This window comes from Nocardia sp. CA-128927 (assembly GCF_050955855.1).
Classification (GTDB): domain Bacteria; phylum Actinomycetota; class Actinomycetes; order Mycobacteriales; family Mycobacteriaceae; genus Nocardia.
In genome coordinates this window covers 5222758-5248916 of record NZ_CP192087.1, presented here as the reverse complement: position 1 = coordinate 5248916, position 26159 = coordinate 5222758, and the positions used below count along the sequence as shown (strand labels likewise).

Sequence of the window (26159 nt, the reverse complement as noted above, 5' to 3'; positions counted from 1 at the left end):
GCGATGAGTGCTGACACCGCGCATCCGGCGGACGGTGTGCTGTTCGTCGACGGCGAGCGGACGGCGCGCTGGTACTCCGAACACGTCGCCGCCGTCGCACCCGTCGAGCTCGACCTCGGCGACGGGTGCGTCGTCGAGATCGACCCCGCCGATCCGGATGTTGTTCTCGCCTGGCGCGCCTCCTCCGACGCGGCCGTCACGGCATTGGCCAGGGCGGTGGACGATCCGGCGATCGCCGAAATCGTCGGCAGCGCACGCGCGGCCGGAACCGGGGAGCGAGTCGTCCGAGCGCCGATGCTTATCAACGCGTGGGCACGTTTCGCGCTGGTCGCCGCTGCCACGCGATGGACCATGCGGCCGGTACACAAGGGCGCTCTGCTGATCGACCGCGCGGTAGCCGCGGCAACGGTCGGCCAGGACGCCGCGGCCAAGACTCTGTTCATCTACGCCGAGGACGCGCTGCTCGAGCTAGGCCAACAATGTGTCGACGGCGAATTGCCCGCCGCGGTAACCGATCTCGTCGCACAAGCGGTGCAGGTGGCGAACAGGCTGGGCGTGGCAGGCGATGCGGCCGGGCTGGCCGATGAGCTGGACAGCCGCACCGCGATCGACGACGACATCCTGCGGGAGTTCCTGACCCGGCGACGGCGGGCCGCCGCCACGGCGAGCACCGACCTGCAGAGCGGAACGCTCGATGGCGAGGAAGCCGTCCTCACCATGGGATCCGATGTCGTCGACATCCAGGCCGTGCCACCGCGGATCATCGCCTGGCACGGTGCCGAGCAGCCCGAGCTGGTGATCGAACACCTCAGCGACAGTGCGGTTTTCGTCATCACCACCACACTCGCCGACGGCGTGGATCCATCCTGCCGCGAGGTCCGCAGACTGCTGGCCTACGCCGCCGAACGCGACACCGGAACGCTTGTCGCAACCGCGCCGCTGCGGCCGCTCGGCCCAGTACTCACCGCGAAACTGCCCGCAGGCCAATGGGTGATCGCCGATCTGCACTTCGGCGTGCTGGACGCGGGCACCGACCTCGAAGCACTGCGGACCGACCCGATCGGCCGCTGCCTGGCCGCGGTGGACCGCACGATGGTCGAAGCATGGGGCCACCAGCGCGCCGCGAACGCCACACTGCACACGGTGCCGGCCACCGCCGACGCCGAGCTGCTGGACAAGGCGCAGGCCGAGCACCGCGCACAGCTGCGCACCGCACGGAGCTCGGCGGCCAACGCCCGCAAGCGCATCGAGCGCGAACTGCGCGTACTCGACCCGGCCGACCAGGACACGGACGCGCTGCGCGCACTCCTTCGGGACCGACTCGACGCAGTGAACCGGTACCCGCAGGCAATGGCGAGCGCCGCGGACCCGATCCTCACCGAATTGATACCACCGGAGCAGGACGAATGACCGAGCCGATCGATGTCCTGGTCCGCGCGGCCGACGCGGGCGACACCTATCTGGCGTGGCGCTGGCTCGACGACGTCGGCCAGCCACGCTTCGAGGTGCTCACCACGGCAGCCATCGAACCCGCACTCACGGCACTCGCCGACGCGCTGGTGCACCGCCGCGCGGGCGAGCGCGGCACCGACGCCGCGCACCGGGCGCTGACCGAGGGCGCCTTCGCCGATGTAGACCGGGAGCGCGAACTCGCCCGCCTGCTCACCGACGCGGTGCTGCCACCGGGACTGCGCGCGGGCATCCGGCAGCGGATCGCCGCGGGTCAGCGGGTGCGCGTGCGGTTGACCCCGAGCCCTCGTCTGGCCCATGTGCCCTGGGATCTGCTCTGCGTCGACGATGACGATCGCCGGTTGCTCGAAGTCGCCGAGGTAGTGCTCGAACCGCCCGCCACCGTGCACGCCGAGCGCGCGATACTGCCCGAGCCGTGGCCGGATGTCCGCGATCGGCCGCCGCTGGTCATCGTCGACCCCGTCTTGCCGATGCGAGCCGGGTCGCACGGCCTCGGCCAGGTGCTCGATCGGGCGGAGCTCGACCGATTCGCCGAACGCGTCGACGAATACGTCACCGCGGGACGCATGCCGGTCACCGATGGCGATCAAGTCGTGCACTGCGCGATGGATCGGGTCGAGCTGAGCGCGGCGCTGCGCAGCCCGCGGTCGAGGTTGTTCTACCTCGGTCATGTCACCTCCTCCCCCGACGAACCCGGTTCGGCGGCAATCCATTTGAACGACACCGTCGCCGAATGGGGCATGGCGGCACCACTGCGATTCCCCGGCCGGGACGGCGACCGGCTCGACCGCGACGACCACCGGCCGTTCGCGGCGCTCGATCTGCTGATGGGCACCAGTTCGGCGGACCGAGAGACGTGGCGGCGCTACGGATTCGACGAAGCGCGCCTCGGCCACGAACTCTGGCCGATGCCGCAGCGGGTCGCCGTGATCGCCTGCGAGGGCGGCGCGGACTATCGCTCGGCGGAGACCTTCGGCCTGGTGATCGCCATGGTCAACGCGGGCGCCGCGCTGGTCACCACCACCCGCTGGACGCTGCCCGCCGATCGGGTATTCCGCTCGGCCATCGGCGGATTCGAGGCACAACCGACGACCGAACTCGCGCTGCGGGTGGACCGCGCGCACGAGGGCCTCGACCCGATCGGCGAGCTCGCCGAGTGGCAACGCGGTAGGCTGCGCGAGTGGCGGTCCCGCGGCGAACTCGCCGACACACCGCTCGTGTGGGCGGCGTTGACGCACACGATCGCGCCGCTGAAGCAGCCCGCCGTCGTCGGCGACCAGCAGCCGGAACAGTGATCACGCCATTTCCAGCACGCTGGAACGAAATAGGTAATTGCGAGACATTTCATATAACTTCGAAGATCTCGTTCGTGACCGACAAGCCCTTGCTTCGCGCAGTAATGCAGAATTCGAATCATCGACGCACCGGCATCGAGAAGGTGGTGCATCGCACGCTATGAACTCCTGATCGCCGGTGCCGCAACCGGATTCGAGGACCAACAACTCGAAACCGACCGGTCGATATTAATATACGACGTACGACTTTCCCGGCAGGACGACATTCGATCACTATTCGATCGAGCGGCACCAGGCGCGAACTCCGAATATGTGAACGACTTCACTTGGCACCTCGGTGGCCGAGTGCTTTAATCCATTCATGGTGATCCGTCGACTGCTCACAATGGCGGGCGTCGCCGTCACCGATCTACCCGGCCCCTACGCGACTCCGGGAGTCGTCCGCCGGATCGGCATCGTCGAAGACCACCAGGCGGTCGCGGTCGGCCTGGCCGCGATCCTCTCCGATCAACCCGATCTGACCGTCGTCGCGATCGCGCCGACGGTCCCCGAGTTGCTGGAGCAGGCAACGGATCTCGATCTGGCCGTCCTGGACCTCCGGTTGCCCGACGGCTCCAGCCCGCGCGCGAACGTCGAGATGCTGCACAACCTGGACATCCCCTGCCTCGTCTACACCACCGGCGACTGGCGCGACCTCATCCGCTCGGCGGCCCGCGCGGGCGTGCTCGGCGTCGCGTTGAAGAGCGACCCGGCCGAACACACCACCGCGATGATCCGCGCGGCCGCCTCCGGCAGGCAGGTCGCGACGACGGCCTGGGCGTCGGCCATCGACAGCGACCCGGCGTTGACCAATATCGATCTGCCGCCCAGACAACGAGACGTGTTGGAGCACTACGCGAATGGCGAGACCGCGGGGGCGGTGGCGCACAAGCTCGGACTCTCCGAACACACGGTCAACGACTACCTGAGCCGGATCCGCCGTCGCTACGCCGAGGCGGGCCGGCCGGTCCGTTCGCGCGTCGATCTCTACCGCGAGGCCAAACGAGACGGTTTCATCGGCGGCGATCCCCGGCCCCGATGATCGATGCCGCCGCGCCACCGCGCAGCGCCGAAGCCCGCCTCGTCCGCGGCGCCTGCCTCTTCGTCGGAACAGGCGGCCTGTTCTACGCGGCCCTCACCGTGCCGATCGCGCTCGCCCAGTCGGCGCTGGCCGCGTCGTGGTGGACACCGCTCGCGCTCACCGCGGTCTACGCGCCGACCGTACTCGTCATCGCCGCCGCGCTGCGCTGGCGCCTCGACCTGGCCCGCTACGCGGTACTCGCGTTCGCGATCGGCTATCTGCTCGCCGCGGGCAGCTGGCTCGTCGTGCGGACCGGAGCCACCGTGCCCGCCGAGGAATCGTTATGGACCACCTGGATTCCGGGACTGCCCGCGGTGGCACTGTGTATCTTCTGGCGGCGCATGCCATTCGGCTACCTCACCGTCGCCGCGGTCCTCGCCCAGATCGCCGCCGCAGCCGCCCGTGGACCGGAAACGCACAACCCGATAGTGCCGGAATTGCTTTTCGCCGTGGCATATTCGGCGCTCCCCTGTGCGGCGTGCGTCGTCCTGGTACAGGTCGGGCGGACACTGGATCGGACCGCGCACGCGGCGCGCGCGAAGGCCACCGCCGGCGCCGCCGCCGACGCCCGCCGATTCGAGCGGCGGCGCTTCGACGCCCTCACCCACGACTGGGTCATCGCGACACTGCTGGAGGCCTCGCGCACACCCAACTCCGCGGTGCTGACCCATCACGCGGACGTGACGTTGCGCGATCTCGAACGGCTGCGCTCCGGGCTGCCGGTGCAGGACAACCTCGATCTCGACCAGGTCGTCGCCAGCATCCGCGCGGCGGCGGCCGAGGTCGACGACACGGTCCAGCTGCGGGCCGACCGGGCCGCCGATGTCGACCTCGTCGTCCCGAGTGATGTCGCGACCGCACTGGCCGCCGCGGTGGGTGAAGCGATGCGTAACTGGCAGCGGCACGCCAGTTCCCGGACGCGCGAGGCGGCCTGCGAGGTACAGGTCACCGCCGACGCGGCGTCGGTGCGAGTCGACGTCATCGACGACGGCGTCGGTTTCGATCCCGCGACCGTCCCGCCCGATCGCCTCGGCCTGCGGGCCAGCATCACCGACCGCCTCGCCGAACTGCCCGGCGCGTGGTCCGCCATCGATACCGCGCCGGGCCGAGGTTGCCGGGTGAGCACCGGATGGGTGGCGACATGACGGTGAATCACACGGTCCGCGACAATGTGCGCGACATCCTCGGGATGCGGACGCCGGCCGCGTGGCTGCTGTCCGGGTTGTTCGCCGTCGCGATCTGTTCGATGGCGCTCGCCGCCGACGACGGGATCCGCGACATCCGGTTCACCGCGTTCGCCGCGGTGCTCATCCTCGGCGCCGGGCTGAGCATGATTGTCGCGCCCGGAGATCCGCTGCCCGCCCGGTTCGCGGTACCGGCCGCCGTGGCCGCCCCGCTGGCCACCGCGCTGGCCATCTGGCAGCTGCCGGTCCCGATGGCCAACTCCACGCAGATCTGGTTCCTCGGCGCCGGATCCGCGTATCTGAACTTCCTCTGTGTGCGCGGAGCGCCGCTGTGGGCATGGGTGGGCGTGCTCGGACAGATCGTCATCTGCGCAGGCTGGACCGCACACACCGGCCAGGGACTGCTCACCGGCGTGGGGTTCTCGTTCATCAACCTGACCCCGCTGCTCATGGCGACCTTCTTCGCCAGGGTGGTGCGCCCGATGGCGCACTCGATTCTCGCGCTGCGCCAACAAGATACCGAGCGCGCCGCGGCCGAGGCCGCCGCATTGGCCGCCCAGCAGGAGCGCGACGAGCGGGTCGCCCGGCTGGACAGCGCCGCGCGGCCGCTGCTGGAGATCATCGCCTCCGGTCGCCAGCTCACCGCGCAGGAACAGGCCGAGTGCCGGCTGGTCGAGGCGGAGTTGCGGGACGATATCCTGGGCGGCGTCATGATCGATGCCTCGGTCGGCCTCGCGGCGCGCTACGCGCGACAGCGTGGGGTTACGGTGGTGCTGGACGATGGCGGCGGCCTCGACGAGGTCAGTGCCGAGCTGCGACAGCACGTGCGCACCGTGCTGCGGGATGCGCTCGACTACGCCGACGGCGGCACCGTCACCGCCCGGATCCTGCCGCCCGGGCGCAGCACCCTCGCGTCGATCCTGTTGCGCGACAACACGGAACTGCGGATCGAGGTCGAGTCCACCGGCAAGGTGCGCTCCGACCTGGACAGCGGGCAACTTGTTCGCGAAGCGAAGCAAGACCCCAGACCTAAGGGCTGAGAGCTGGGGAATTCCCCTGGGCGGCAACGGATCATATATTCATTAGGCACATCGGTTATTGGTCCGCAACCTTCGGGGAGGTGGGGTACCGGAACCGACGGACAATGCTCGAAGTGGGAAGTACTGATGACCTCGATCGTTCCGGATCCCCGACCACACCCCGACCAGCCACCATCGTGGCGCGACCCGCACCTGTCGGCGCGCGAACGCGAGGTGCTCATCGCCTGGGTGAAATGCGATTCGAAAACCCAAGTGGGAAAACAGCTGTATCTGTCGATCGGAACGGTCAACACCCACATCACCCGTATTCGCGGGAAGTACGCGGCGGCCGGACGGGCGGCGAATACCAAAGCGGCGCTGGTGGCGCGCGCATTGCAGGACGGCCTGCTCGTGCTGGACGAGTTGTAGTCGAATGAACAAAGTTTCGCTGGCCGGGAATTGCCGACCAGCGAGACTTCGCCGCGATCTTCAGTAGGTCACACCCGCGACGTCGTCGAGCCGCGCGAGCTTGCGGGCCAGCCGCCACCGCTTCGAGATGACCCGGTCGCAGCACGCGGTCACGCCGAACCTGCGCGTCCATTCCGACATCCAGATCTCCACGCCGGTGCTGCCGTCCTGCCGGTCCACCAGGTCGATGGACAGCACGGGATGCTCCATCCCGTACGAGTTCAGGCCGATCCCGCGGGCCTGAAAGTTGAGATCGCCCTTCCCCTGCACCGCACGCCAGCCGGCACCCTTGAAATGCCGTGCCACCGCTTCGGCCACCACATCCGGCGGCCCCGGCGCGACCAGAATTACGTGCCGCCGGGCCGCGATACTGAGCACCCAACCCGCGACGAGCAGTCCGACCATATAGATAATGGCAAACGTAAAGAATGCCTCGACGCTGATGGCCCACGAAGCGAAGATGCCGACCATGCCGATGGCAAAGGCAATAAGAAATACTTCCACGATTCCACTCCAAATCCGACTCCGGATAACAGTCCGAGGAAACCGTGGAATGCGGTATGGCCCGGACACAAACGACGCTAACATCGCTGTCCGGGAACCGAAATCATTCAAATGACGGATGCCGACCGGGCGACGCATGCTCGCATTGCGGCAGTGCTACGCCGATCACCCGAACCCGGCCCGCGCGCTGCCGACGACACCGCGACACGGCCGGCCCGCATCGCCCGACGGAGCCCCCGGCGGTCGTGTCGGACATTCGACCGACAGACAACGATGCCAAATCGTGACACCGTCAGTGTTCGAGGACGAAACATGACAAGGCATCCGGCGAGGACCGCGCGGGGTGCAAAGCAGTTGCGCCCACGATCTTCTCGAACATTAGATTATTCTGAACTCGGTCGCCGGTGCGACAGGATCGCGACCGCATGCGGAAGGTGTGGGCACCGATCGTGAACCGTCGACAAACATATGAGGTGACTGTCTCGGCCTCGGCACTCGGCGAGCTCATCCTCGCGGTGCACGAAGCCGCGGGACAGTCGAGTGGGCCATCGGCGCGCCGGTGGAGATACGGCAACGTCGTCGGGATCAGCACGCCACGGGTGCGCGATCTGGCCCTGGCCACCGTCCGGGTGAAGCATCTGGTCGAGCGCAGGGCGATCGCGGCGATCACCGTCGCGGTGCACCGGAAGGTCGCCGTTGATGTGGTCTTCGCGCTGGACAACAGCGTGGCGTCGGCTCAGTTCCTCTGTGCGACAACCGACTCCGAGATCGTCATCGAGCAGGAGACGTCCTGGGCCGAGTACCTCGCGACCAAGACATCGGCGGCGCTCACCGCCACCGATATTGCGACCAGTCTGTCGCACCGGTGCGCGAGCGCCACCGACTGAACCCGTGAGGCGATCACAGGTCATCGATACCGACGAGCCCGTCCTGCAGCGCCCGGACGACCAGGATCGCCTTGGTCGGTGCCGGCCTGCCCACCGCCGCGTACTTCTCCCTGATCCGGGACAGGTGCGTATTCACCGTACCCAGCGAGATGAACAGCAGCACGCAGACCTCCGGCTTCGAGTCGGCGCGCAGCCACGCGAGCAGCACCTCGACCTCACGGCCGCTCAACGTCGGGCGCTTGCCCGGGTCGGTCAGGGCCCGGATCGGGTCGTTCTGGTGATCGGCCACGGTACTCATCGACGGTTCCTTCGTTCACTGTGCCAGTACCCGACGTGCGCAACGGCATCGAGGGGACAGCGCCTATGTAACCGTGGATAGATCCGCACGTCACTGCCACCGCGCGGACCGATCGCACGCACCTGAGAGCGATCACTCTCAGCGCCTGGGCGTAACGGCTCACCGGCGAGTCCGGATCAAGTCACTGACCGCCCGCGCACCACCCGAGCGAGGATTCCAGTCAGGAGCAACTCATTTCCATCGATGACCGCGCCGCCGCCGAACTCGTGCACGCCGGACTGCAGCTCGTCCTCGACCAACCGGCCAAGCTGCTGGACAGCGGTCTGCGCGTCGAGGACGTGATCGCCCGAGCGAACTCTTCGAACGCGACCTTCTACCGAAAGTTCGCCACCAAATCCCGGTATCTGACCGAGGTACTCGATCAGTTGATCGATGACGCCCGGCCCGCGCCCGCCGATGTCCGGCCGCGCGTGCAACTGGTGCTGGACAACGCCGATGGCGACCGCATCCGCGCGGTACGTCAGCTCGTACTCGACTACTTCGACCAGGCCTTCGCCGACAAGGCCGCTACCAGAAGACTTCTCGCGATCACCCTCGGCCCGTCCAGCCCGCGCACCGCGCGCGGGATCCGGGCGACGTACCGGCGCACCGATCAGCTGATCCTGCAGATCTTCGAGGTCCTGTTCGCCCGGTCCGGCGCGACGCTGCGCAAGCCGCTCACCAAGGAGAGCTTCTGCGTCGTGCTGACCGCCCTGCTGGAGGGGTTCATCATCCGGCACCGCGCCGAACCGGCGGCGGTGTCCGGCGAACTCGTCGCCGATGCCGTACTCGCGGTGCTGAACATCGCGGTCGACGGTTCGCAGCGGCACGCGCACATCGACGACGCGCTCACCGCACTCGCCGGCACCCCCGCACAGCCGACCGCGCTGCCGAGCGAGCCGCGCGTGGCGCTGCTGATGGCCGCCCGCGCGGAGTTCACCAAGCGCGGCTACTTCATGACCGGGATCGATTCGATCGCCACCGAGGCCCGCGTGCCCGCCGAGGCGGCCCGCCGGATCTTCCCGACGAAAACACAACTCATCGTCGACGCATTGAAGTCGGCGTACGCGGGCCTCGGCCAGGACATCACCGACGACACCACGATCGGGTACGACGCGGTGGCCATCGTGCGACGGCATTTCGTCCGGGTCGCGCGCCTGGTCGCCGACGAACGCGCGTTCATGGACGCGCTGATGGCCGCCGTCGCGCACGATACCTATGCCGACGAGGACGGGTTGGTCTCCGTCAAACGGGAACTCAACTTCCCCGGTCTGCTCGTCCCGCTCATCCTCCGGGCGCAGAAGGACGGCGAATTCGCCGATGATCAGCCTGCCGAGGAGATCGCGGCGCTGCTCACCAACACCCTGCTGCTCCGCTGCTTCACCCGCAGGGAGCACAGCCCGGCCGACAATGCCGACTTCGTCAGTCGGCTGGTCCTGGACGGACTGCGCATCCGGTAACCGATCATGCTGCCGCACAACCGAATATGCGGCGCCCGCCAGTCGACGCGCGCCGCATACTGTTATCGGTTGAGCATCCACCAGGCGATCATCGTGCCGCAGACACTGCCTACGGCGTTGCCGAGGCCCTGGATCGCGGCCACCAGTGCGGCGGTGGTCAGTTCCGCGCGGCGAGTGGCGCGGGTACGGCGGGCGAACAGGTCCATCTGGAATCCCTTCGGTCGAGCCGGTGCGGGTCCACCGTCTCTCCTCGCCCACCGATCCCCCGCCACAGCCACGCCACCGCATCGTCCAACCAGTCCACGAAATGACCTGGCGCACAATGATCATCATCGGGATACAGGCGCAGCGTCGCGCCCGGCACCGCCGCGGCGAGTTCCATCGAGTCGCGCACGTCGATCACCGCGTCGTGCTCGCCGTTGACGACCAGGAGCGGAATCCCGATGCGTTGGTACATCCCGCGCAGCGACAGCGCCGCCAGCTTCCCGCCGATGCCGAGCATGCTGCCCGCACCAACCGCGGCACCCATGGCCCGCAGCACGGGCTGCGGCATGCCGATCGCCGCGGCCGGGCCGAAGCCGCGGTGGGTCGGCGTGCCGACGCACACCGCGCACCGCAGCCTGGCATCGACCGCAGCCAGCCGCGCCGCCCAGTAGCCGCCGAAGCTCATGCCGAACATCGCGATTCGGCCGGCGTCCACCCGTCGATGTGCGGACAGGTAGTCGAGCACCGAGCGATAGACCTCCTCCGATGCCGCCGACATCGGCCGCGGAGCGGTGTAGCTGCCCGGCATCTCCATGATCAGCATGCCCAGGCCCGCGTTCCGGTACTTCAGCAACGGCAGCACCAGCTCCTGGACCGTCCCGTCGAGACCGTTCGTCACGAGCAGCACCGGGCAGCGCCGCGTCCCCGTCGGGAAAACCGTGATCGCCCGGACGATCTCGGACCCGGCCGGAATCTCCACCGCCTCGACCTCGACGCCGAGCCACGGCCCGAGGGCCGTGAGCAAGACCTCGAACAGTCGCCGCGAGGTGCGGTAGGCCCGCAGCCGGGCGGCCGTCGCGCCCGGCCAGGCCGCCACCAAGTGGTAGACGATCGCCTTGACCAGCACGTCCAGGGCGACGACCATCGAGCGCTCCCCTGCGTCGACTGGACGCCCGGACAGGAACCGCTCGACGGCGTCCGCGCCCGGCGCGGGACCTCGGTCGCCGACGAACTCGGCCGCAGGTCCGAGCAGCCGGCCGAGCAGCTCCGCGAACATCATGGCGTCCGCCCCGAACAGCACGTCCGACTGCGGCAGTCGTTCCCCTCGCTCGGCCGCCACGACCGTGAGCGCGCGATACGCGGTGGCAGTCCGATCCGCGGCCAGCCGCTCCCAATGCTCGGTCCAGCCTTGATCACTGAACGACCGCGCGTTGTCGATCTGCGCGGTGAACTCGGCGATCTCGAAACCGCCGAGCCCGGCGAACCGATGTACCAGCACCTCGGGCAGAAACCATCGCGCGCCCGTATACCGGGCAACGAGATCGGTCGTCTTGGTGAGCGCACAAGCGGTGACCAGCGCGCGCCGCAGCGGCCTCATCGCCGCACCTCCTGATTCGGTCTTGTGCGCTCGGCTGCGCGATTGCCATGGCATCGGCGGCCGGGCTGCATTAGTTTGACCGCATGACGTCGAAGCCCCGGTGCATCGAGGACCTGTTCGACCGCGCGGAATTGCACGATCTCGTCACGGTGCTCACCGGCTGCCTGGACACCAGGGATTTCGACGGGCTGTCCGGCGTGTACACCCCGGACGCGACGCTGGAGACGCCCGCCGGTGTGTCGACCGGCGCGGCCGCGATCGTCGACGTCGCCCGGAGCAACCACGAAATATACGCCGCCACACAGCATTTCGTCTCGGGTGTCGCGATCACCCAGAACGGCTCCCAGGCGACGGTGACCGCCGATGTGCTCGCGGTATTCGTCCCCACGCAGAGCCAGCCCGGCGAGCACCGAATGTTGGGCAGTCGCTATACCTTCCAGGCCCGCAAGGGCCGCGCCGGCTGGCGGTTCCAGCAGCACGTCATCACGCCGATCTGGGCGCACAGTCCGCCGACCGACCAGTAGCCTCATTTCTCCTGCCGCCCTTCCGAATTCGCCGACATGGCGGCGAGGAAGTCGCCCTCGCCCAACTCGTTCCAGCCATCGGTGGCGTCGGCCGCCGGGCCGAGCATCGCCCGGTCCAGATCCACCCGGTACCGCCCGGACGGCAGCCCGTGTCCGGTCGCCACCATGCGGGCCGCGTAGGCCGCCGCCGCGCCGGCCACCGTCGCCGCGGTGCCGAGCTGCGGCCAGGAGGTCAGCGAACGACCGACCTCGGTCAGCGAGAACCGGGTACGCGGCGTGAGATCCGCGCCGACGATGCGCTGCGCGATGCGAGCCCTAGTGCGCGGATCGGCGAGATCGTCGCCGGTCGCGCCCGCGAGGTCACCGGCCAGACCGTGGAAGATCGGGTAATCCCGATCCAGATCGAACCGCTCGACATCGACAATCGCGTTGTCTCCGTTGTCCGTTGCCATCACGACCGGGATGCCCGCGGCGCGGGCGCGCCGCCGGATATCGATCTTGGCCGGGAGGTCGTCCATCTCCTCGACCAACACGGTCAGCGGTTCGTCGCCGGGGCCGGTGCCGAGGAAATCGGCGGCCGCCGCCGGTGTGTAGCCGTCCGGGAGCGCGAAAAGCTCACTATAGGGATCGGTTTCGAGCACCCGCCGCTGCGCGATCGTCAGCTTCGGCAGTCCGAGGTCGCAGACCGAGGCGGACAACCGGTTCAGGTTGGTGATGGACAACCGGTCGTGCTCGGCCAGCCGGAACCGGCGCGCGCCGGTCAGCGAGCACACCGACAGCGCGGACGCGCCGACGCTCAGTCCCGCGACGCCGACCAGCGCGGCCGACCAGCGGCGCTGCTCGGCCTCGTCGAGCAGATACCGGTTGCGCGCGGTGCGCAGCCGCCAGAACGTGTCGGCCTCGGGCAGTCGCACGATGGTCTTGCGCCAGGGGTACACCACGTAGCGGCTGGCGATCGGTCCCGCCGTCGGGTCGATGGCGGCCAGTTCGTCCGACGCGCTCGTCCACGCGTCCACCAGGCCATACCGCGCGGCGGGCCGCAGCAAGTAGGCGAGGCGCTCGGCGTGGATCATCGGGTCAAGGATCTCGATCATCGGTTGCTCTCCAGGTACTTGTGCTTGACGGTGTAGTGGAATCCGTTGCCGCCGAAGGGAATCAGGGTGATCACGGGTTCGGCCACGACACCGGGAACGGTGCGCAGCTTGCGGTATTCGCTGTTGGTGCGGTCCAGCGCCGCCGTGACGAGCTGCTGGAGTTGGGCGGCGAGTTCGCCGCTGGGCTCGACCGATTCGCGCAATTCGACCCGGAGGTCCAAGGTCTGGGCGAAGGCCGCGTCGGAAACGGTGGCCAGCACGAACTTTCCGGTGACCAGCTCACGGACCGCGGCGGACTCCAACGCCGCACGGACACTCTCCGGATAGAGCTTGACCGCGTAGAAGCTCGCGGCCACGTCGCTGCGCCGGCGCAACGCGAGGAAGCCCGCGCCGAAAGTGGAGGTGCGCACCGGAATTCGGTAGCCGCAGCGGCGCAAGACCGCGGCGACGCGCCACGGGGTGCGGATCGTGCCCTCGTCGTTGATGCGGTAGCGCACCAGCGGCAGCGCGCTGTCGACGGTGAACAGGAACCGGCCCTGCTCGTCGGTTTCGGTGAACCGCAGGTTCGGGTCGTATTCGACGAAGGTCGGCATGGCCGGGTCGTCGTCGCCGAACAGCTCGGTGCGCAGCCGCGGATCGGTGCGGGCGAGTCGCCGGATATCGATGGTGGTCGGTGTCTCGTGACCCATCACTCCGGCGTCGGCGGTCCCGTAGATCAGGCACGTCCGGTCCGGCCGGTCCGGCTGACCGATCCGGTCGAGAATGTGGTCGCGCCACTCCTCGCTGATGTTCTCGCCGGCCAGCAGCACGCCCAAATTCATTGCGCGCACGTGCTTGTCGGCCCGATCGAGCACGTCCTGGACGAACGGCGGATATCCGGCGAGCACCACCTGGTCGTAGCTCGGACCGAGGTCGGCGATGTTCGCCAGGATGGTCTCGGCGTCGATGCCCGGCGCGACCACCGACACCCGGTGGCCGCGGCGGCGCAGTTCGAGCGCGGCCTGGTAGGTGTAGGTGCCGCCGATCCAGTTGCCCATCGCGAAGCCGACGACGAGCAGCGTGCTGCGCCCGATCGAATCGAAGCTCCGGGTCAGCATCCTGCTGTAGAACTCGATGCTCTCCTGGAGCGACATCAGGTCACGCGGAAAGTAGGTCGGCTTGCCCGTGGAACCGGAGCTGCTCGACCAGGTCCCGGCCTCGCTGATGTCGCCGTGCCAGACCAGGGCGCCGAGCGGATTGCGCCGCAGGTACTCCTCTTTGGTGACGACGGGAACCCTGGCGAAATCCTCGGGCGTCCGAATCGAATCCGGGTCGATGCCGTGGCGTTCCAGGTGTGCCCGGTAGGCGGGCACATCGCGGGCCGCCCGGTGGAATATGTCCAGTGCCCGAACGAATCCCGGCTCGCCGCCCGGCGCGAGCGACAGTAGCGCAGTCATTTTCGTCGAATCTCCCTCTGTGAGCTGGTGGACCGAAGTCCTGTGCTCGCAGAAGCGATCCCCCGGGCGGGAACGGCATTGTGGGTGCGACGTGGTGCGGCTTCGATAAGAATCGAGCCGTGACTGGGTGGGTTGGCACCGTTCGTGGGCGCGCGAACAAGGCGACCAATGCCGTTGCGCGGCGCGCGGAACGGATGCGGCTGCTCAACGCGGTCCTGTGGGCGGTCATCGCCGGGCTCGGCGTCGCCTTCGTCGCGCAGTGGTACCTCAAACGCATCATCCACACGAACAGCGCCGCCGCGGCCGCGCCGATCGACATCACCCGGGTCGCGCTGACCATCGTCGGCGGGGTCGGCGGTGTCGTCGCGCTGGTCATCGCCTATCGGCGGCAACGCGATCTCGAGCAAGGCCGATTCGTCGAGCGATTCGGTGCCGCCGCCGCGCAGCTCGGGGCCAGTGACGTCGCGGTCCGGATCGCCGGGGTGTACGCGATGGCCGGTGCCGCGGACGAATCCGACGGGCTACAGCGTCAGCAATGCATCGATGTGCTCTGTGGGTATCTCCGCCTGCCCTACACACCCGAGCTCGGCGGCAACCACCAGACCAAGCTGGTGCTCAAACATCACCGAGCCGTTGCGGACGGCACCCGGGCCGACGACGAGGAACGGCATCTCGAATATCGACACAACGACAAGGAAGTACGGCAGACCATCGTGCGGGTCATCGCCGACCGGACCCGGCCCACCGCGGAGTACAGCTGGTCATCGAGCGAGTTCCGCACTGCGTATCTGGAGGATGTCGACTTCAGCGACGGGGTGTTCGGCGGTGCCGCGCGGTTCGGGAATGCGACGTTCGCTGGTGACGCGATGTTCGTCGACGCGACGTTCGTGCAGATCGCGCAGTTCGAAGGAGTGACGTTCGGCGGCGCCGCGATGTTCGACGGCGCAACGTTCGGGGGCAGCACGGCCTTCGATGGCGTGGCGTTCATGGATGAGGCTCGGTTCACGAACGCGTCGTTCACCGATCGAGTCGGGTTCGCTACCGCGACGTTCTCCAGTACTGCGCAGTTCGCCGACGCGGTGTTCTCAGGTCCGGCCCACTTCGCACAGGTCGAGTTTTCTGGCCGTGCTCAATTCGTGAATGCCAAGTTCAGGCAACCGCTCGTTTTCTCGGGCACGACGTTCAGCGACACGACGTGGTTCAGCGACACAACGTTCTCGTCCGACGCACTCTTCGATCGCACGACGTTCGCGGCCGACGCCGCGTTCGCCGGCGCGAGCTTCCTCGGTGACACGTCGTTCCATGCGGCGCAATTCGCAGGCAACGCGCGCTTCGGGTCTACCGGATACGCGGGCGCGGCCACGTTCGCACTGGTGACGTTCTCCGGTGCCGCGATCTTCAATGGCGCGAGATTCGCCCGCCGCACGGTCTTCCAGGAGGCGACATTCCTGGGCAACACTCGGTTCCAGGACGTGGATTTCCGGGGCGACGCCGTCTTCCGGCGCACGGTATTTTGCGGTATCGCCGTGTTCGTCGGCGCGTACTTCGCAGGGGACACCGATTTCGAGGGTGCGACATTCGCCGATGCTGTCGACTTTCGCGGCATCGACTTCGGCGGCGACCGAGTCACGTTCGCCGGTCCCGCACAGTGGGGACCACCCGCGCCGCGGTTCGACTGGGACCCGGACCCAACTGCGATGCCCGTGAACGTCGAACCGCAGGACTGGCCCCCGCCGGTATCCAGTACTGGCCCAAACGAATTGGACCCGAGCAGCTAGCCTGTCTGGTATCCGGCCTGCGCGGTGGACCCCTCGGTCCACCACGCAGGATCTCGACGAGCAGTGTCGGGCTGCCCGCCAAGCATTTTCGGATCGCCTAGGTGGCGGCGCAGTCTCATCGTCACAACCACCTGGACCGCCTGCGCTACTTCTTGTTGACCGCGTCGATCGCGGCCTTACCCAACGCCCGGTCGGTTTGTTCGCTGCGTGGCTTCACCGGCGGCGGCGTCTCGCTCTTCGGCGTCTTTTCCTTGTTTTCGAATCGCTCCATTTTCTGTCACCCCCTTTCACGAGTTACCTGCCAACGCTATTCGCGGCGACCGCCGAATGATGTCGGCTGTTCGAGGGACATTCCACGCACCGGGTCGCCCAGGACGACGGCGGCACGCAGCCGCCCATGACAGGCCGATCACCTACAGCCACAGCATCTTTGGCGATCAGCGCCCGATTCCGGCAGGTCATCACCCGCAATGCCGGTCGACAGTGTCATTCGTTCGCACGATATTTCTCGGCGGCGCATCTCCTTACTCTTGGGGCGACTCAGTCATGCACGGCTATAAGTCAGTTGGAGAGAATCGGTGGCTGTTCCGCCAGGATCGCCTAGTCCATTCGACTACAGCGAGTATCAAAAGCGTCAGCAGCAGCGCTCGGCAATGCCCGATGGTGCATCCGATGTTCGTGCGACGCCGCGGCCGACCGATCCGGTGATCACCGAACAGCCGGAGCCGCGCATCCGCCGCCGCGACAAGCCTGCGAACGTTCCTTTCGCACAGGCGGTTTCGCACATCTCCGGCAAGGCGCCGGTGTTGTGGCTGGTGCTGGCGGCTTTCTTCGTCGCGGCGGGGATCGTGCTCGCCGTCACGGTAGGTCGTTCACCGTTCGCGGTCGCCGCGTGGGCCCTCGCCGGCCCTATCGCCATCAGCGTGCTGGCCATCTTCACCCGGGTCGATATCGAACAGCGGGCGCGGGCGCTCTACGACCCGTGGCCGTACGCCACCGTCCTCTACTGGCTCGTGCTGTGCTCCGCGGGGTGCGGGGTCCTGCTGAGCGGATGGCTCTTCGCGAACTGGTGGGCCCGACAGTGAGACGACATCGCTGGTCTGGGCTGGCCGCCGCCGGGGCCTTCCTGTGCTGCGTCCTGCTCGGCGGATTCCCGGCGGGCGCACAGCCGTCGGATGTCACGTCCGCGGTCGTCGACTACGGCGCGTGCCTCGTCGGGCAGAAGCACGGCGACCTGCTGTTGCTGTTGGACGAGTCGGGCAGCCTCAAGCCGCCCAACGGCTCCGATCCGCAGGCAGCGCGAGTCCCCGCCGCCCAGCGTCTGCTCGAGAAGCTCGCCGAGTGGACCGAGAATACGCAGGTCGACCTCGATATCGCGATTGCCGGTTTCGGCGACTCCTACGACACACGCCACCCCTGGGTGACGTTGAACAGCAAGTCGTTGCCCGGGCTGAAATCCGCGATCGATGGCGCCCGAGATCGCACCCAGGGCATCGACACCAACTACGGCCTCGCGTTGAGCGAGGCGCTGCACACACTCACCGAACACCGGCCCGACCCCAATCCCGCCGCCTGCCGCGGCATCGCGTGGTTCACCGACGGCGAGCTCGACTTCCGGACCTCCGACGACAGCCTCCGCTTGGATCGCATTGCCACGACGCGCGATTCGATCTGCCGGTCCGGCGGCATCGCCGACCAGCTCAGGGCCACCGGGGTTCGCACCTTCGCCCTCGGCCTCGGCGGCGTACGCAGCGTCGACGGGCAACCGCCCCGGGCACCCGATTTCCGGCTGCTCGAATCGATCGCCACCGGAAAACCGTACGACGGCAAGCCTTGTGGCGACATCGTGAAGCCGCGGCCCGGAGAGTTCTACGCGGCCAACAACATCGACGAATTGCTCGGCGTGTTCGCCAAGCTGGGGCCGAACTCGACCAGGATCGACACCGACCGCACCATTTGTTCAGGACAGGTCCGAGAGGACTGCAAACACAAATTCGTCCTCGACAACTCGATCCGTGCGGTCAACGTCGAAGCAAACGGTGGCGCCGCCGGTCTGATTCCGACCTTGATCGCGCCGGATAACACGACAGCCGAAATACCCGCCGCGCCCGAGGGCAAAGTTGCCCTCGGCAGCATCTCGGTGGAGTACCGATGGACCTCGTCCAGCGAACTCACGTTCAAGATGGCGAATGCTCCCGATGCCGCGTGGCGCGGCATATGGGCGCTCGGCTTCGTCGACAAGGGAGGCAAACTCCCTGCGACACAATCCAAGTCGAGCATCACCATCTACGGAAACCTCGTCCCGACGTGGACCGAACAACGCACTCGGACACTGCACGCCGCAGAGAAGACCCTGTTGCGGCTCGGCATCACCGACCGCGCGGGCAAGCCGGTCGATCCGGCCACCATCGAGGGCTCGGCCGAGTTGTCGGCGTCCATCATCGAACAATCCGGCGCGTCACACGAACTCGCGAAGGCGATCACCCGCGACCACATCGCCGACCCGCTCGCCGTAGACCTCACCGGAATCCCGCCGGGGCCCGCAACACTGCGACTCGCCCTCGGCATCACCACAGCCCCGTCCGGCGACCAGCCGGGAACCGTCCTGCACCCCGAACCTCTCGATATTCCATTGCAGATCGCACCGCCGGCCGGGTTCCCGGAGCCGGGCCCACTCGACTTCGGAACACTGGAGGGCTCAGGCGAATTCGCCGCTGTGCTCCCGGTGCGCGGTGAGGGCTGTGTGTGGGTTGCCCCCACCCGTCCGCCGGTGTTCAAGACACAGCCCGACGGAATCGGCGCCCTCGCGCTGACCAATACCGCGCCCACCGATCCGCAAGGATGCGTGCCCGGAGCGCAGGCTCGCTCGATTCCAGTGGTACTGAAGATCGAGAACCAGACCAACGGCCTGGTGAGCGGAACGATTGCGGTCACCGCGGCCCGGGCGAACGAGATCGACGGCGCGATCACGATAGACGTGCCGTTCCGGGCGAAGGTCCAGAAACAACCGGACCGTCCGCTGTTCTGGATCGTCCTGATCCTGACCATCGTGCTCGGGCCCGGCATTCCATTGCTGTTGCTCTACCTCATGAAATGGATCACGGCCCGGATCCCCGGTCAGACCCTCAAGGCACAGCAATTCCCCGTCCACGTGAAGAATGGGGCACTGTGCCGGGACGACGGTACGCGCTTCGCTCTTCGCGACACCGACCTCGTCGACAGCTTCTCCGGACTGCACCGCTCCACCCGCAAGCTCGACCTGGGCGGGGTGACATTGCGAGCGCGCACCGGGTGGGCACCCGCTGGACGCGGTTACGTCACCGCCCACGCACCGGGCATGGTGGGCGCGTCGAGCGTCGAACCGCGCACCAACGCGCGCGGCAACGCCGTACTCCCCCTCTCCCTGCAGGGCACGTGGTTCGTCCTGCACAACCCCGACGGCCCCGCCGACACCGCCACCCTGGTGCTGCTGCTGGGTGGTGGCAGCAGTCCGGCGCAGCGTGCCGGATTGGTAACGGACGCAAGCAATAACGTGCCGGGTCTCGTCGCGCAGCTACGGAACCGGGGTGCGTCCGACGGTGACCAGTCGGGCCCGCGGACCACAACACCTGAGCCCGGCGGCAATCCCTTCGCATCGCGGTACGCGGGTCCGTCCACCTCGGGCGGGAACGGAAACAATCCGTTCGCGACCGACCGGGGCCGGCCGCCGAGTCGATACGGCGGTGGCGGCGGTGCCGATCCGCACACCCGCTGAGCGAACCCCGAACGCTATGACCCGCAAGAACATTCAAGTGAAGGAACCAGAATGAGGCGCTTCCTCGTCGTCGGTTGCGGTGGCTCCGGCGCCGTGACCATCGCGTACATGATGGACCAGGTGCGGTCCGACCTCGGCCGGTCCGGAATTCACCGCATCCCCGCAGGCTGGCAGTTCGTCAGCATCGACGTACCGACCGCGCCCGGCGGATTGCCTACCGGCCTGCGTAATGTCCGGGAACAGGGCGGCACCTATTTCGGTGCGGCGCCGCAGGGCGAGAAGTACTCGGTTCTCGACAACGCGCTGAGCCACCAGCTGCGGCAGAAGAACCGGCTCGACACAATTGCCACCTGGGCACCGCGCGAGCCAGGGGCGGTACCCGTGCCGGTCAGCACCGGCGCCGGTCAGTTCCGCGCGGTCGGCCGAATGATCACGCTCAATCAGGCGACGGCCATCTCGCAGCGCCTGCAATCCTGTTGGGACCGGCTCAATTCGATCGAGACGGCCACCGAGATGCGCGATCTCGCGTTTCCCGGCAGCGGCAAATTCGAACCGGACGCCCCGCCTCTGGTACTGGTGGTGTCCTCGATGGCGGGCGGGTCCGGCGCGTCGATGGCGTTGGATGTGTGCCGTTTGCTCACCATGGTCCAGGGCCTGGATCCGTTGACCATCGGGCTCTTCATGGTCACCGCGGATGTCTTCGACCATCTCGGCACGGCCGCGACGACGGGCGTCCGGCCGAACGCGCTCGCGATGCTCGGCGAGATCATTTCCAGTCAGCTCGGCTCCGCGCGGGAACACGATGTCGACCTGCTGTCCGCGCTGGGGCAGCAGAAGGGCGCCGGTGCGCCGGTGCCGTTCGCGCGGGTGTTCCCGGTCAGCCGAACGATGGGCGCGCAAGCTGCCCCCTTCGGCGACGGCACGCAGGAAGCCATCTACCGCGGGCTGGCCCGCGGCCTGGCCGGAATGATGCTGAGCGGGCGGGCGACCGACCAGTTCGTCGACTATGACCTGACCAACCGGGCCGCCGTCGCGGGCGAACGCGATTACGTCGGATGGGGCGCGAACTACTGGGATGCGCTGCCGTGGGGCAGTTACGGCTTCTCCAGCCTGAGCATGGGCCGGGAACGCTACGCCGAGTACTCCGCGCAGCGGCTGGCCCGAAGCTGTGTCGACCTGCTGCTCGACGGCCACGCCGACCCAACCAGCCGGGCCTCCGACGACCAACAGATCGACTCGATCCTGGACAGCCAGTGGGGAACGGTCCTGTCGCGCACCGGGCTCGGCACCCACGAGCTGAATCCGCACGACGTGGTCGGCTGGCTCACCGAAATCTTGCTGCCGCCCGACGATCTCGAACGGATGATCGACCATATCGCCGAAACGGTTCTCCGCCCGGCGATTCCGCGGGCCGACGGCCAGCATGCCAAACAGTGGGTGCCCGACGTACGCGCCGCGATGGACGATGATTCGCTGCGCAAAAGGATGCGGGACGCCGCCAATCGCGCCGCCGAAACCCATGCGTTCACCTGGTATCCGGCCATGGTCGCCGCGATCGAGGACCGGATCGCCGATGCGGCATCGGCGATCGGACTGCCCTATGCGACAGCGATGCTGAACAGGTTGGCCACCCATCTCGGGGATAACATCCGGCCGGGCGCCGAAGACTTGGCCAAACACGCGCCGCGCGATATCACCGAACCGCCGCCCGCCGTCGAGCACACCCTGAAAGGCTTGCGGCGCGGTCAGATCACGTCCGGTGCGGCCATCATCAGATCCGTCGTCAACGACTATCGGCCGCAGATCCACCAGCAGATCATGGCCGCGCTGTCGGCGAAGGTCGCCGACCTCACCACCGCGGTAGTACCCGAGGTACTGAACCCGCTGCTCGACGCGCTCAACCAACCGCACACCGCGCTGCGCGCCGACCGGGATCGACCCACCCGAGACGTGGGGCTTGCCCTGCTCGCCACCGACCAGTACGCCGCGTGGCCCTCGGACCGGGCACCGATTCCCCGACGCTTCATGCATGCGAACAACGAGGTAATGCTCACGCCCTCAACCGAATTCGCCGCACAGTTCGCGGTCGACCTGCCCAGCGCCGTCGCGCTGGACGCCGCGGCGCCGCCGCAGCTGATCAAGGCGGTGCAGACCGCGGCGACGATCGTGGTCACCGGAATATGGGGCACCAGGGACGGTTCGGCGGCGCCCGGCGTGCACACGCCGCTGATCGAACGCACCGTCGATTGGCGGCCGAAGGCCTTCGTCCTCGACCCCGCCACCGGCGAGCAACTGCCGCCGCCCTCCGCCGCGCGCTACGAGGTGCACCTGCGCTCCGCCGAGATCCTGGACCGCGCACGGGCTTTCATCGCACGCACCGGGGAATCCTTCGACCGCTTCGTCCGAGTCAGCCTGCGCGAGTTCGTCTCCGACCGCCGGGAACGCGACGCGGTCCTGGCCCAGCGGCGCGAGTTGATCGCGGCCAACTTCACCGACGCGCTGCGGCTCGCTCGCCCGCTCGCCAGCGTCAACAACGACGCACTCGGCGTGCTGCACCCGAATCAGCCGCTGCTCTATCGATACAAGTTCTCGTCGATCCCGTTCTCCGACATGCCGATCGCGCCGGACCTGGTCGCTGCCCTGCGCAACGACGCATCGATCGAGGAAACCGTGCAAACGTCGTTCCAGGACTCACTCAGCAGTGAAGACGGACTGACCCGCATCGACATCTTCGGTTCCTTTCCCAACTATTCGCCGCTGGTCTTCCGATCGGTGCTCGATCCGGCGGCCAGGCAGTGGGACGGGTCGACGCGATCGCAGCAGACCGAGTTCTGGAAATGGCGGCGCGCCCGTCCGCTGCCTGCAGCGCTACCGATGACCGACGCAGAACGCCGCACCATGGTGGCCGGCTGGTTCCTCGGCCTCAGCCTCGGGCTGGTCCAGATTCCGGTGGCGCCGTTCAACGAGCCCGTCCGGGTCTGGGATGACGAACTCGGGCGCTGGCTGGACTTCCCACATCCGCTGCTGACATCGCCGGACCGGCTCGGTCCCAATGATTGGCTGCCCGCCGTTTTGGAGTCGGTGCTGCTCGCGATGGCGCATGCCCACGACGCGCCCGTCATGCATTCGCTGCGCCCGTACAAGGCGCTGCGCGGCATCTACGACGCGTCGCCCTACGATCCGGCCGAAGGGTTGAACCTCAGCAGCCGATCCTCCGACCAACTGATGATCGACTGGCTCCGCACCGGCAAGACGCGATCCGGATCGGCCCCGGTCGAGGGTGTCGCCAGGGGCGATTCGGTCCAGGCACGCGCGGCGGGCCTGACCGCGTGGTATCAGAAGGTGCGCGGTATCTGCGGCACGTTCTATATGCCGCGTGGCCCGCACGGCGCGGTGGGCGGTGGCAGGTTCTCCACCATCTCGACTCGTGAACTCGCTTCGCAGACACCACTTTTCCGCGATCTGGCGCCCGACGTCTATCAGTCGGCCGGCGACCTGATCGAGCTGGTACGGCGCTGCACGCCACTGGCGGAGGTATCCGACAAGCCCGTGTACGACCCCGATGATCCCGACCACGAGCCGGATTTGAGCGTGTGACATGCGCAGAGTGACGGTGATCGTCGCGTCGCCCGGGTCCGCGGCGGCGATCAAAGATGTCTTGACCGACCTGTCCGCGACCGGACTGGTGCGCGACTTCTTCTGGCTCGACAACGACGCGGCCGCACCGGTCGGCGGGGCGGCGCCCGTGCTGCGGCTGCACGATGGCGTCGCACAGCCGCAGCGGTTGGCGGACGTGCTGGCCGGTCCGACACCGGTCGATCACGTCACCCTCTGCGTGCTCATCACGACGGTGACCGGTGATCGGGCCACGAGCGCCGCCAGCGAACGCGCGCTGTCGGCGTATCTCGACGAACACCGTCGCGCGGCTGCGCAATTCACCAAATTGCGGGTGCTGATCGTGCGCGGTGGCGCGGAGCTGCCGGACGACGCCGAACCCGCGTTCGCCGGCTGGCACAACGTCGTGATAGCTCCCGAGGACGCGCACGGCCCGGCGCTCGGCCACGAATCGCTCGATTCCGACGACCCCGTAGTGGTGGCCCGCAACGCCACACCGGTGCTGGTCGCCCTCTGCGGTCTGTGGTCGGCGGTCGAACATCGGCCGATGGCGGACCTGCATCCGCTGCCCGGCGACACCTTCCGGGTGGCGCGTTCGTTCTACCGCCAGCTCGAATGCGGCGGCATCGCAGAACAGTTGCGGCACAAGCTGTTCGATGTCGCCGACAGGCTGCCGCTGCCGTACGACCAGATCGATCCGGTGATCTACGTCAACGACGTGCCACAGGAAACACGCCGGATGGCCGAGCAGCTCTGGACCAAGCATGAGTCGCTCTTGAAGGGGCCCCGTGCGGAACCACCGCCGGACAGCAAGCGCAAGCTCATCGGCTGGCGTGAAGTCCTGCGGATGTTTCTGTCCTTCCTGTGGGCGGCACTGCGGAACTCGCCCGGTTCCTGGCAGCAGCGATACTCCGACGAACGTGCCACCGCGACAGCGCGATTGATCGAAAGGCTGGTCCTCGGCAAGGAGTCGGACTACCGGGTGGTGGTCGACGGAAAGAGCTCGGACGGCCGCGCGGTGCAGTGGACCGCCTATGCGCCCGCGGCCCGTCAGCTCGCGAACGCACTCGACGAGTCCGCGGACGAGCCGATGGGGACCATCGCGAGCTCGGACCTGTCCGTAGTGTGGAAAGACTATGCGTCCGCGGCGTTTACGCTCTGCGATGCCCAGGAAAGGTCGGATCGGTTGCCGCCGGCGCAGATCGGTGTCAACCGGGCCATCATTCCCGCCGCGGCCGATGTCATCCCGGGGCCGGAGTCCGAATTCGTCGTGACACCGCAGGCACTCGCGCATGAAGCCGGGATCAGCTCCGTCTCCCCCGGCGACATCGCGGGCATCAATACGCTCGCCGAACGGCTCGACGCCATCGAGGCGGACGAGTCGCTCCAGGCCGAAGCAGCCAGCGCCACAGCCGAACTCGGCAGCTGGCGGTCGGGCTTGCACCGCAGCTACGGACACGTGTTCGGGCAACGGATCAGCCAGGAGCTCGACCGCACGCTCGCGGAGGTGCGCTACCTACTCGAGAAGATTCGGGAAGCGGCGCAGGCCGCGAAACCGACGGCCGCCACCAAGCGGCAACGCTGGCTGGTCTTCTGCACGCAGGTCGCGATTCTCCTGTTCCTGCTCGTACTGGCGGCCGATGTCGCGGGGGTGATCACGGAGCGACTGACCGTGGTCCGGGCGCTCGAGATCGGCGGCGGCGCGGCGATCGTGCTCACCCTCGTGCTGCTACTCGCCTTCGTCCTTACCGAACGTGCGCTCTTCCGGTTGCTCAACCGGCTGCGCGAGGCGGCGAGCACCATCGACATCGACAAGCACAATCTGCGCACGGCGCTGCGTGACGTCGAACGTCTCAGCCAGGCATGCACCCAATACCAGTCGTGGACACAGATACTCGGGACGTTCCTGGCAGATCCGCTCGGTTTCACCGGCACACCGACCGACCACGCGGCGCGAATCCGCTGGGGACTGCCCCGCAAGACCGCGGTCGGGTCGGCGCGGCCCGACGATCGTCAGGTGGACGAGGTGGCGGCTGACCTGCGGGCCAACCTCTTCCAGGTCGGCTGGCTGTCGGCGCCATGGGACCAGATCATCGGCTCGGTGGGCGAGCAGCTCGGGCCGACCGCCCGCGCTATCAGGATGAAACCTGAGCTGATCCTGTCCCAACAGGGTGCGGGATCGGGCTCCGCGCTCGATATCTGGGCCGACCGGTTCACCGGTGCGGGCGTGCCCGCGGCCGGCTCATCGTCGATGTGGGCCGCCGCGCTCCGTGAGCTCGGCCCGGGCACGGCGCGCGATCGTCTGATTCGCGACGTCCAATACTTCGAACAAGGTGTGCCGCAACTGGTATCGGTCGAGCACTTCCGCGCGGGCGTCGGTGATGCGGAATCAGCCGAGGACGGTCATTTCGATACCGAACTGTTCACCGACCCGGCGGTAGCGGGCGGGAAGACGAGGGTCACCGACGAATCCCCAATCGACTTCGTCGACAAGGACCTGGGCTGGATCGCGGTGACCACGCAGTTCAGCGATGGGGTGTCGTTCGACGAGCTGAATCTCGGTGGCTCAGCGACGCCTTCGCGGTCCCCACTGCCCGAGCCGACCTCACCGATCTTCTGAAGGAGGAAGCCG

The 26159-nt window shown here is 67.8% G+C and carries 21 protein-coding genes; 14 read left to right on the top strand and 7 right to left on the bottom strand.

What is annotated here, in order from left to right; genetic code table 11:
• The first annotated feature begins 3 nt into the window (after positions 1–3).
• The 6 genes from ACQPW1_RS24640 (at position 4) to ACQPW1_RS24615 (ending at position 6517) form a co-directional block, all read left to right on the top strand.
• Positions 4–1410: a hypothetical protein gene (locus tag ACQPW1_RS24640; protein ID WP_433665103.1), complete on the top strand. Its 1407-nt coding sequence runs from the start codon at positions 4–6 to the stop codon at positions 1408–1410.
• Complete coding sequence (locus ACQPW1_RS24635; RefSeq protein WP_433665102.1) at positions 1407–2765, top strand: CHAT domain-containing protein; 1359 nt, start codon at positions 1407–1409, stop codon at positions 2763–2765. Before ACQPW1_RS24640 ends, ACQPW1_RS24635 begins: the two co-directional genes overlap by 4 nt.
• A gap of 385 nt (positions 2766–3150) precedes the next feature.
• Positions 3151–3846, top strand: coding sequence for a response regulator transcription factor (locus tag ACQPW1_RS24630; protein WP_433665325.1), 696 nt, complete (start codon positions 3151–3153; stop codon positions 3844–3846).
• Positions 3843–5030, top strand: a complete 1188-nt coding sequence (locus tag ACQPW1_RS24625) for a sensor histidine kinase (RefSeq protein ID WP_433665101.1) — start codon at positions 3843–3845, stop codon at positions 5028–5030. The genes ACQPW1_RS24630 and ACQPW1_RS24625 overlap by 4 nt, the downstream gene beginning before the upstream one ends.
• Entirely contained in the window at positions 5027–6109 is a 1083-nt protein-coding gene (locus ACQPW1_RS24620) for a hypothetical protein (RefSeq protein ID WP_433665100.1), read from the top strand. The genes ACQPW1_RS24625 and ACQPW1_RS24620 overlap by 4 nt, the downstream gene beginning before the upstream one ends.
• Positions 6110–6235: 126 nt before the next feature.
• Positions 6236–6517: a response regulator transcription factor gene (locus ACQPW1_RS24615; RefSeq protein WP_433665099.1), complete on the top strand. Its 282-nt coding sequence runs from the start codon at positions 6236–6238 to the stop codon at positions 6515–6517.
• Between the two features lie 60 nt (positions 6518–6577).
• Here the strand turns inward: ACQPW1_RS24615 and ACQPW1_RS24610 are convergent, their stop codons facing one another.
• Complete coding sequence (locus tag ACQPW1_RS24610) at positions 6578–7060, bottom strand: hypothetical protein (protein WP_433665098.1); 483 nt, start codon at positions 7058–7060, stop codon at positions 6578–6580.
• A 473-nt stretch (positions 7061–7533) separates the two neighbouring features.
• Here ACQPW1_RS24610 and ACQPW1_RS24605 point away from each other — a divergent pair, with 473 nt between their 5' ends.
• Positions 7534–7947 carry a hypothetical protein gene (locus ACQPW1_RS24605; protein ID WP_433665097.1) on the top strand — a complete coding sequence of 138 codons (414 nt, stop codon included), beginning with the start codon at positions 7534–7536 and terminating at the stop codon, positions 7945–7947.
• Between the two features lie 13 nt (positions 7948–7960).
• Here ACQPW1_RS24605 and ACQPW1_RS24600 read toward each other — a convergent pair whose 3' ends face one another.
• Entirely contained in the window at positions 7961–8245 is a 285-nt protein-coding gene (locus tag ACQPW1_RS24600) for a helix-turn-helix transcriptional regulator (protein WP_433665096.1), read from the bottom strand.
• Positions 8246–8511: 266 nt separating this feature from the next.
• Here ACQPW1_RS24600 and ACQPW1_RS24595 point away from each other — a divergent pair, with 266 nt between their 5' ends.
• Positions 8512–9744, top strand: coding sequence for a TetR family transcriptional regulator (locus ACQPW1_RS24595; RefSeq protein ID WP_433665095.1), 1233 nt, complete (start codon positions 8512–8514; stop codon positions 9742–9744).
• A gap of 62 nt (positions 9745–9806) precedes the next feature.
• Here ACQPW1_RS24595 and ACQPW1_RS24590 read toward each other — a convergent pair whose 3' ends face one another.
• Positions 9807–9950 (bottom strand): hypothetical protein, encoded by a 144-nt coding sequence (locus ACQPW1_RS24590; protein ID WP_433665094.1) that lies wholly within the window; start codon positions 9948–9950, stop codon positions 9807–9809.
• Positions 9902–11326, bottom strand: a complete 1425-nt coding sequence (locus tag ACQPW1_RS24585) for an alpha/beta hydrolase family protein (RefSeq protein WP_433665093.1) — start codon at positions 11324–11326, stop codon at positions 9902–9904. Before ACQPW1_RS24585 ends, ACQPW1_RS24590 begins: the two co-directional genes overlap by 49 nt.
• A gap of 83 nt (positions 11327–11409) precedes the next feature.
• Here ACQPW1_RS24585 and ACQPW1_RS24580 point away from each other — a divergent pair, with 83 nt between their 5' ends.
• Entirely contained in the window at positions 11410–11850 is a 441-nt protein-coding gene (locus ACQPW1_RS24580) for a nuclear transport factor 2 family protein (protein ID WP_433665092.1), read from the top strand.
• A 2-nt stretch (positions 11851–11852) separates the two neighbouring features.
• On the opposite strand, the gene ACQPW1_RS24575 is transcribed toward ACQPW1_RS24580, so the two are convergent.
• Positions 11853–12944, bottom strand: coding sequence for a ThiF family adenylyltransferase (locus ACQPW1_RS24575; RefSeq protein ID WP_433665091.1), 1092 nt, complete (start codon positions 12942–12944; stop codon positions 11853–11855).
• Complete coding sequence (locus ACQPW1_RS24570) at positions 12941–14380, bottom strand: phenylacetate--CoA ligase family protein (protein WP_433665090.1); 1440 nt, start codon at positions 14378–14380, stop codon at positions 12941–12943. Before ACQPW1_RS24570 ends, ACQPW1_RS24575 begins: the two co-directional genes overlap by 4 nt.
• Before the next feature lie 119 nt (positions 14381–14499).
• On the opposite strand from ACQPW1_RS24570, the gene ACQPW1_RS24565 reads away from it, so the two are divergent.
• The gene (locus tag ACQPW1_RS24565) at positions 14500–16158 is read left to right on the top strand and encodes a pentapeptide repeat-containing protein (protein ID WP_433665089.1); all 1659 of its coding nucleotides are present in this window, start codon (positions 14500–14502) and stop codon (positions 16156–16158) included.
• A 145-nt stretch (positions 16159–16303) separates the two neighbouring features.
• Here ACQPW1_RS24565 and ACQPW1_RS24560 read toward each other — a convergent pair whose 3' ends face one another.
• Complete coding sequence (locus ACQPW1_RS24560; RefSeq protein ID WP_433665088.1) at positions 16304–16429, bottom strand: hypothetical protein; 126 nt, start codon at positions 16427–16429, stop codon at positions 16304–16306.
• 382 nt (positions 16430–16811) lie between these two features.
• Between ACQPW1_RS24560 and ACQPW1_RS24555 the strand changes: the two genes are divergently transcribed.
• Genes ACQPW1_RS24555 through ACQPW1_RS24540 form a run of 4 tightly spaced genes read left to right on the top strand, consistent with a single transcriptional unit; the run spans position 16812 to position 26147 of the window.
• Positions 16812–17243, top strand: coding sequence for a hypothetical protein (locus tag ACQPW1_RS24555; protein WP_433665087.1), 432 nt, complete (start codon positions 16812–16814; stop codon positions 17241–17243).
• Entirely contained in the window at positions 17240–19912 is a 2673-nt protein-coding gene (locus ACQPW1_RS24550) for a vWA domain-containing protein (RefSeq protein WP_433665086.1), read from the top strand. The genes ACQPW1_RS24555 and ACQPW1_RS24550 overlap by 4 nt, the downstream gene beginning before the upstream one ends.
• A 51-nt stretch (positions 19913–19963) precedes the next feature.
• Positions 19964–23509 (top strand): tubulin-like doman-containing protein, encoded by a 3546-nt coding sequence (locus tag ACQPW1_RS24545; RefSeq protein ID WP_433665085.1) that lies wholly within the window; start codon positions 19964–19966, stop codon positions 23507–23509.
• Between the two features lies 1 nt (position 23510).
• Positions 23511–26147 carry a hypothetical protein gene (locus ACQPW1_RS24540; protein ID WP_433665084.1) on the top strand — a complete coding sequence of 879 codons (2637 nt, stop codon included), beginning with the start codon at positions 23511–23513 and terminating at the stop codon, positions 26145–26147.
• The last annotated feature ends 12 nt before the right edge of the window (positions 26148–26159 follow it).